The following is a 7,522-nucleotide window of genomic DNA, read 5'->3' as shown; positions in this document are numbered from 1 at the left end:
GTCGGCGGACGCGGGGGCCCCGGCCGGAAGGACGGTACGCACCCGCCACCCGGTGTCGGTCGGGCCCGCCTCCAGCCGGCCGCCGAGAACCTCGACACGCTCGCGCATCCCGGTGATGCCGTGCCCGCCACCGGCCGGCACGCCCGCCGGCACCCCGCCGCGCCCGTTGTCGGTGACCTCCCAGTGCACCGAGCCGTCCCGGACGGCGACCACGAGGTGCGCGAGCGCGGATGTCCCCGCGTGTTTGGCCACGTTGGTCAGCGCCTCCTGGGTCAGTCGCAGCACCGCCATGCCGCGCACCGCGTCCAGTGAACCGATCGCCGGGTCGAGATCGGCCTCCACGGTGACACCCGCCTGCCGGGCCCGGTCGATGGACGCGCCGATCGCCGCCGGCAGCGCGGAGGGTTCGATCGCGGTCAGCGCCGCGTCACCGCGTACCCCGTCGGGGTTGCGCAGCACCGCGACCAGCCGGCGCAGCTCGGCCAGGGCCGCGGTACCGGTGCCGTGCACGTCGTCGAAGACCTCGCCCACCCGGGGGTCCAAATCGGTGAGCACGTGCCGGGCCACGCCGACCCGCAGGACCATCGACGCCACGTGGTGCGCGACGACGTCGTGCAGTTCGCGGGCGATGGCGCTGCGTTCGTCGGCGCGCGCCGCACGGCTCTCCGACTCGTGCTGGCGTTGCTCGGCCACCGCCCGCTCCACGGCCTGCCGACTCAGCTCCCGGTTGGTGCGGATGACGAGGCCGAGCAGCACCGGCACACCCACCTCCAGGGCCAGCCCGACGACGCCCGAGGCGACCTGGCCGACCGGGTCGCCGAACGAGTCGGTCAGGTCCACCACCACCAGCAGCGCGGCGGACAGCCAGATGGTCCGGGGACGGCGCGCCCGCATGGTGGTCTCGAGCAGGGCCCAACTCGCGCCGACCTGGTTGATGGTGACGTCGTCGACCAGGCGGATCGCGACCGCCAGCAGGGCGGCCTGCGCCAGCAGGTTGACCACCGGCCAACGGTGCACCGCCAGCCCCACGGTGAACGCGAGGACCGCGAGGATCCACTGTGTCGTCGTGGGTGTGCTGGCGGTGTGCGGAACGAAGAACAGGTAGCCCAGCCCGGCGAGGTCGAGCAGCACCATCCGCACGAGCGTGTCCCGCATGTCGAACAGTCGCGCCGGCCAGCTCACGGTGGTCAGCCTAGGTGCTGCGGGCCGGTGGCGACGGCCGTCGGCCGCCGCCACCGGGGCCGGACCGCGAGGTACGCGGCCAGACCGAGCGGTCCGAGCAGGATGGTCAGCAGCAGCACCGGAGCCATGACCAGCGCCGGCACGCCCCGTTCCCGGCTGTCCAACCACGCCCACCGTCCGACGAACAGATCGAACGCGATCATGTGCGCCCAACCCGCCGCCGCCCCGTCGGAGGTGCCGAGCAGGTCGCGCACCCCGGTCAGGGTCGGCGACGTCACGGCCGGCAGCACGTCGCCGAACGCCGGGAGCACCAGCAGCGCGTAGATCACCACGACCGGCAGCACGATCAGCGGCGAGGCGATGATCCGGGCGGTCCACGACCAGCGGGGCAGCAAAATCATCAGCGCCCAGAACGGCGCGGCCACCGCGAACGTCAGGGAGAACAGCGTCGCGGTCACGCGGCCAACACTAGTTCCGGGCGACGCCTGCCGGCCAGCGCCAGGCCGGTCGCGGTCGCCGTCGCGACCGCCAGGGCCGCGACCGCGGCGAGCGTGGTGGCGTCCGGCTGCAGCAGCGGCTGCCCGCGCAGGGCCTGCCAGGTCAACAGCACGGTGAGTACGCCGTACGCGCCGCCCGCGACGACCAGCAGCCGGGCGCGGGTGCGCTCGTCCAACCGCGTCGCGAACCGGGTCAGCAGGATCGCCAGGATCGGCAGCGCCTGGAGGGCGTGCAGCCCCACGAAGTGCCCGATCCGCAGGTCACCGCCGGTGGTGCTCCAGCCGACGATAGGTAACCCCGGCCCGCCGTCGGGCACGCCGACGCTGTGCGCCCCACCGATCCCCTCGATTCCCGGGTCCTGCATCGGCAGCGCCATCGGCACCGCCGCGAGCATGCCCAGCAGGGACAGGCCGAGACCCCACCCGACGGCGGTTCTGGCGACCCGATCGGGGATCCGCTGGATCAGCACCACGATCCCGATGACGAGGTGCGCGAAGAACAGCACCATGATCGCCGCGCCCATCGCCGCGAACAACGCGGTGTTCAGGGGCGTGCTGTCGTTGAAGTGGCTGGTCTGCCCGCGTACCACCTGACCGATGATCCACGCGTTCTCGACGACCGCCACCGCGACGATGACGACGACCGCCCACTCGACGACCCGGCTGCGGCGGGGCAGCAGGGAGAGCATCCAGGCGAGCGTCGCGCCGTACAGCACGAACGACACCGCGAACTTGAACGGCTTGAGCCAGATCGGCGCCCCGGTGAGGACGCGCGGGTCGACGAGGACGCCGACCACGGCGACGACGGCGAGCACCGCCATCACGGATACCAGGACCATCAGCGGGCGGTTCCAACGCGTCGCCCGACGCACAACGGTAGTCATGTCTGCAGATGTTCGTGGCCGTGCCCGCCGATCGCGTCCGACCCCGAGCCCCGGTTGCGGCCGGTGGTCGGAGCGCGCCTCCTCCCCGGGTAGGAGACAAAACCCGTCGAAGCCGCGCGGTGGTGCTGGCACAATGGCCGGCCTGCCGACGGGACGGAGAGCGACACGTGACGCCCAATGAGAACCAGATTCGGCCGAACGAGACCGCAGTGCCGCTGCTGCACTGCGCGGCCCCGGAGGAGACCCTGGCGTTCTGGCGGGCGCTGGGGTTCGAGGTGGCCTACGAGCAGCTCAAGCCCTACGTGTACCTGGCCTTCACGTGGAGCGGGTTCCAACTGCACTACGGCCCCGCGCCGAAGGACCTCGACCCGGCGAAGGAGCAGTCCGGCGGCTGCCTGGTGATGGTGGACGCGGTCGCGACGTACCACGCGGTGTTCACCGAGGCGATGCGCCGCAGCTACGGCAAGGTGCTGGTCAAGGGCCTGCCCCGGATAACCCGCTACCGCGAAGGGGCGTCGCGGTTCAGCATCGTCGACCCGTCGGGTAACAACATCGTCTTCATCCAGCGCGACGAGCCGAAGGACCTGGAGTACGGCGGGTCGAAGGAGCTTGAGGGCCTGGCCCGGGTGCTCGACAACGCGCGGATCCTGCGCGAGTTCAAGATGGACGACCGGGCGGCCTACCGGGCGCTCGACTCCGGGATGCGCCGCCGCGCCGAGGACGCGCCGGTGGTCGAGCAGGCGATGGCGCTGGCCGGCCTGATCGAGTTGGCGACCGCGTTGGACAAGGACGATCGGGTGCCCGAGTGGGGTGCCCGCCTCCAGGCGCTGCCGCTGACCCCGAAGCAGCGGACGCAGGTGGAGCAGTACGTCGCCGACCCCACCCTCCTCGAACCGTGGTGGCCCGACCCGCGCTGACCCCGGACCTCCCCGCGTCTGGCCTCGGCGATGTCGTTGTCGCCCGAATCCGTCAGGGCCGCAGCCTGCCGTCGTCCTCGAGGACAGCTTCCGCCAGCCGCTCCGGGAACATGCGGCGCACGCTCACGGAGTAGGCGCTCCCGTCGCCGGGCTGGGTGACGCGATCGCCGTCCACCCGCACCGGTATGGAAAGTCCGAAGACGTCCCCGCCCCCCGGTGCCGCTTCGCAGTGCGCCCAGGCGAACGACGAAGAACCGTCTCGCCCCAGCAGTCGGACCTCGCAGGTGCCTGCTCCGTTCAGCAACTCGGCGGGGAGGAGCGTCGCGAGACGCTCCTCCTCAGCCTGCACGTCAGCCGCGTTCCGGTCGGGCAGCGCGTACGGCTCGGAGCAGCCGGCGAGCAGCCCGATCGCTAGACCGAGCCAGACCGCGTGTCGGCGAATCACCACCGCAGCATCCCATCAAAGGTGGTTCAGAGTCGCCATCACCGTCAGTTAGCGGACCGAGCGCTCGTCGCGCTGCGGCGGAACAGCGCCGCCACGCCGGCGAGCATGACCAGTAGCAGCCCGGTGAACCAGTTCATCGCCGTGCCGGCGGTAACGGACTGGGTGGCCACGCCGATGCCGACAGACGGCAGGATCATCCCCACGTAGGCGATGAGGAACAGCCCGGCCAGGGCCTCGCCGCGCTGGGCGGGTGCCGCCATCGCCGCGACGGCGCCGACGGCGGCCTTGAAGAGCACACCGGCGCCGATGCCGGCGATCACCCCGCCGACCAGGAACGCCGCGAGGTTGGCGGTGTGCATCCCCACCAGCAGGACGGGCACGCCGACGGCCTGGGCGAGCAGCCCCAGGCGCACCTTCCCCGGGGCGGGGAGCCGGCTGGTCAGGGTCTGCGCCACGGCCGCACCGCCGAACACGGCGAACACGATCGTGCCAGCCAGGGCCCGCGACGGCAGGTGCAGGGCGCCCGCGACAAAACCCGGGGCGACCGAGGTGAACAGGCCGAACACGGCGAAGGAGGCGAACCCGGCGGCTGCCGCGGCCAGGTAGCCGGCCCGGTCCCCGTGGTCGGCGCTGATCCGCTGCGGCCGGTAGGTGGGCTTGACCAACCACTCCTCGACGGTCTCCGGGGTCAGGGCGACCGCCACGATGCTCACCGCCAGCAGGACGGCGAACACCAGGTACGGCGTACGCAGCGGCGCGTCGACGTACTGGGCGAGGACGCCCGCGACCAACGCGCCGACACCCAGGCCACCGATGTTGGCGGCGGTGGAGACCATCTCGAAGCGTTGGCGGGACGAGCCGGGCCGGTGCGCCGCGTGCAACTCCTGCAGGTACGCGGTGGCGGTCGCGGTGATCATGCCGATGCCCAGCCCGCTCACCAGCCGGGCGACCAGCAGCACCGGCAGGGACGGGTCACCGAGGAACAGGGCGGCGGCCACCAGCTCCAACGCCAACGCCGGAATGAGGATCTTCTTGCGGCCGACCCAGTCCGAGACGTGACCGGCGAGCAGCAGGCTGATCACCACGCCCACCGCGTAGACCGCGAACACGATCGTGCCCATGAACGTGGAGAAACCGTCCCGCGCCATGTACAGCGGGTAGAGCGGGGCCGGCACGGTGCAGAACGCCATCGCGGTCAGGAACGCCAGGGCGATCGCCCAGAAGCCACGGCCGTGGCGGCGGGACGAGCCGTCGCTGAGATCGGGGATGGCAGGGCCGGGTGTCAGGGTCGACAAGGACATGACCCCACTGTTGCCGCACCCAAGCATCAGGTCCAACGAAAGTTGATGCTCGTGACGATCACCATCGGTGATACTTGACGGTGTGGAACTCCGCCAACTTGAGTACTTCGTCGCGGTGGCCGAGGAACAGAACTTCACCCGCGCCGCCGTCCGCCTACACGTCGTCCAGTCCGCCGTGTCGGCGGCGGTCAAGACCCTCGAACGCGAACTGGGCGCGCCGCTGCTGGACCGCAACTCCAAGCGCGTACGCCTCACCGACGCCGGTGCGGCGCTGCTGCCGCGCGCCCGGATCGCCCTCGACGCGGCCCGCGACGCCCGCGACGCGGTCGCCGAGGTACACGGCGGCCTGCGCGGCATCCTGCGCATCGGCACGATGACGTCAACCAGGCTCCTGCAGCTGCCGGCCCTGCTCGGTGAGTTCCACCGCCGGCACCCCGGAGTCCTGCTGCACACCAGCGTCGCCCCGCACGGCTCCCAGGGGCTCATCGACGCCCTCGCGGAACGCCGGCTCGACCTCGCGTTCGTCTCACTGCCCGGCCCGCCCCCGGCGGAGATCCACCTCACCGAGCTGGCCTGCTCGGTCCTCGACCTCGTCGTCCCGGACGACCACCCGCTGGCCACCCGGGAGGCGGTCACCCTCGCCGACATCGCCGGGCTGGACTTCATCGACTCTCCGGTCGGCTACGGCAACCGGGCCGTGACCGACCGGGCGTTCGCGGCCGCCGGTCTGTCCCGGCGCGTCACGATCGAGATCCCCGACATCGCCACCGGCGCCGACCACGTGCGGCACGGGCTCGGCATCGCGCTGTTACCCCGCTTCGCCGTGACCGACGACCACGGTGTGCGTCTGCTGAGCGTCACCGGTGCCGACCTGAACTGGACGGCGTCCCTCGCCACCCCGGTGGACCGCCCGGTCGGTGCTGCCGCACGTGCGCTGATCAGCCTGACCGCCGAGTTCCTGCCCTGAGAAACTGCCCGGCTCCTCGGTCACGAACAGCCGGACCAGCTCCGGCGTCCGGTAGCGCACCACCCGGGACATCGGTTCGGTCATCGTCACGAGATGCACGTCCGCGAGCTGTTCGAGCACCAGTTCCACCCGGTCCTCGGCCAGCCCCAGCGCGGCGGCGAGCGGCCCGGCCGGGATGCCCGCCGCGCCGGCCGCGCTGACCAGGCGCAGGGCTCGTCGTTCCAGCGAGCCCACCGCGCGGTACGACACCGCGACGCGCGCTCGGACCGACAGGTCGTCAAGCACCAGTTCGTCGAGGTGGCGGCGCTCGTCCCGCAGCGCGAGCGCGAGTCTGCGGATCATGGCCGGTGGGCGTCCGGCGAGGCGGCTGGCGGTGATCAGTAGCGCCAGCGGCAGTCCCGCGCAGGACGCGACAACCGAACGGGTCGACTCGTCGCTGCTGACCAGCCCTGCCCCGGTGCGGAACATCAGCTCGGCCGCGACCGGATCGAGCGGACCGAGGTCGACGCGGTGCACGTCCGTGAGCCCGGCCAGCCGGTGTCGGCTGGTCACGATGACCGTGCACGCCGCGTCGCCCGGGAGCAACGCCCGGATCTGCGCCAGGTCGGTCGCGTCGTCCAGGACGAGGAGCGCGCGACTCTCGGCGAGGCAGCCGCGCAGCAACGCGTGCCGGTCGGCGGGCAGCTCGGGGAGCCGATCCCCGGTCACCCCGAAGGCGTGCAGCAGACGGATCACCACCGGGTCCAGCGCGCCGGCGACGGTGTCCCGCGGTGGCCGAGACGAGGCCGACACCGGTCCACCGAGGTCGACGAAGAGGTGAGCGCCGTGCCCGGCCGGGCGTAGCAGGTGGGCGAGGTGGATCGCGAGGGCGGTCTTGCCGACACCGGCTGGTCCGACGACGACCGCGACCCGACACCGGCCGGGGACGACCGGGGTGTGGCGCAGCGCGTCGAGCAGCCCGCGCACCGTCGCTTCCCGGCCGAACAGCACCGGCAGGTCGGCCGGCAGTTGCCGCAGCGGGCCGGCCGGTCCGACGACCGGCACCCGTTCCCGCGTCGCGGTGGGCTCGGGCGGCGGGGTGATCGCCGGCTCGCGTCGCAGCACCGCCCGGAACAGGGCGGGCGGGGCGGCGCTCGGCTCAACGCAGAACCCATCGACCAGCGCCCGCAGGGCCGCCCGGCACGTCGGGCCCGCACGGGCGGTGTCACCGCAGCCGGCGCACGCCGTCATCATGTGACCCCTGTCCCGCACGCGCCCCCGGTGCTGGTACACGCAGACCCAGACGAGGCCGCGAGCACGCACTAAGCTGCCGTGTCCAAGCGCGCCGTC

7 protein-coding genes and 1 pseudogene are annotated in these 7,522 nt (G+C 72.5%); 2 read left to right on the top strand and 6 right to left on the bottom strand.

The annotated features are described in order from the left end of the window. The 3 genes from PSH25_RS16390 to PSH25_RS16380 all read right to left on the bottom strand — a co-directional run. On the bottom strand, positions 1-1,182 hold a 1,182-nt coding region (locus PSH25_RS16390; RefSeq protein ID WP_238659911.1), incomplete at its 3' end, for a sensor histidine kinase. Between the two features lie 5 nt (positions 1,183-1,187). Next, on the bottom strand, positions 1,188-1,640 hold the full coding sequence (locus PSH25_RS16385; RefSeq protein WP_238659910.1) for an ABA4-like family protein: 453 nt from the start codon (positions 1,638-1,640) through the stop codon (positions 1,188-1,190). Next, entirely contained in the window at positions 1,637-2,563 is a 927-nt protein-coding gene (locus PSH25_RS16380; RefSeq protein ID WP_238659909.1) for a hypothetical protein, read from the bottom strand. Before PSH25_RS16380 ends, PSH25_RS16385 begins: the two co-directional genes overlap by 4 nt. Before the next feature lie 167 nt (positions 2,564-2,730). On the opposite strand from PSH25_RS16380, the gene PSH25_RS16375 reads away from it, so the two are divergent. Further along, the gene (locus PSH25_RS16375; RefSeq protein ID WP_238659908.1) at positions 2,731-3,480 is read left to right on the top strand and encodes a DUF8817 family protein; all 750 of its coding nucleotides are present in this window, start codon (positions 2,731-2,733) and stop codon (positions 3,478-3,480) included. Positions 3,481-3,532: 52 nt separating this feature from the next. Here PSH25_RS16375 and PSH25_RS16370 read toward each other — a convergent pair whose 3' ends face one another. Both PSH25_RS16370 and PSH25_RS16365 read right to left on the bottom strand, forming a co-directional pair. Next, positions 3,533-3,928, bottom strand: coding sequence for a hypothetical protein (locus tag PSH25_RS16370; RefSeq protein WP_238659907.1), 396 nt, complete (start codon positions 3,926-3,928; stop codon positions 3,533-3,535). A 41-nt stretch (positions 3,929-3,969) separates the two neighbouring features. Further along, a complete protein-coding gene (locus PSH25_RS16365) occupies positions 3,970-5,226 on the bottom strand; it encodes an MFS transporter (protein WP_238659906.1) in 1,257 nt (418 codons plus the stop codon). Between the two features lie 82 nt (positions 5,227-5,308). On the opposite strand from PSH25_RS16365, the gene PSH25_RS16360 reads away from it, so the two are divergent. After that, positions 5,309-6,193, top strand: a complete 885-nt coding sequence (locus PSH25_RS16360) for a LysR family transcriptional regulator (RefSeq protein ID WP_238659905.1) — start codon at positions 5,309-5,311, stop codon at positions 6,191-6,193. Positions 6,194-6,805: 612 nt separating this feature from the next. Here PSH25_RS16360 and PSH25_RS34010 read toward each other — a convergent pair. Then, a pseudogene (locus tag PSH25_RS34010) lies at positions 6,806-7,423 on the bottom strand (AAA family ATPase); the annotation flags it as partial. Between the last annotated feature and the right edge of the window lie 99 nt (positions 7,424-7,522).

The sequence above is a fragment of the Micromonospora foliorum genome (assembly GCF_022229015.1).
GTDB classification, from domain to species: domain Bacteria; phylum Actinomycetota; class Actinomycetes; order Mycobacteriales; family Micromonosporaceae; genus Micromonospora; species Micromonospora foliorum.
This window is presented reverse-complemented; position numbering and strand designations above follow the sequence as displayed.

Excerpts from the sequence above, each read along its gene's own strand:
- PSH25_RS16380 (WP_238659909.1), bottom strand. The coding sequence starts at position 2,563 with ATGACTACCGTTGTGCGTCGGGCGACGCGTTGGAACCGCCCGCTGATG.
- PSH25_RS16365 (WP_238659906.1), bottom strand. The coding sequence starts at position 5,226 with ATGTCCTTGTCGACCCTGACACCCGGCCCTGCCATCCCCGATCTCAGC.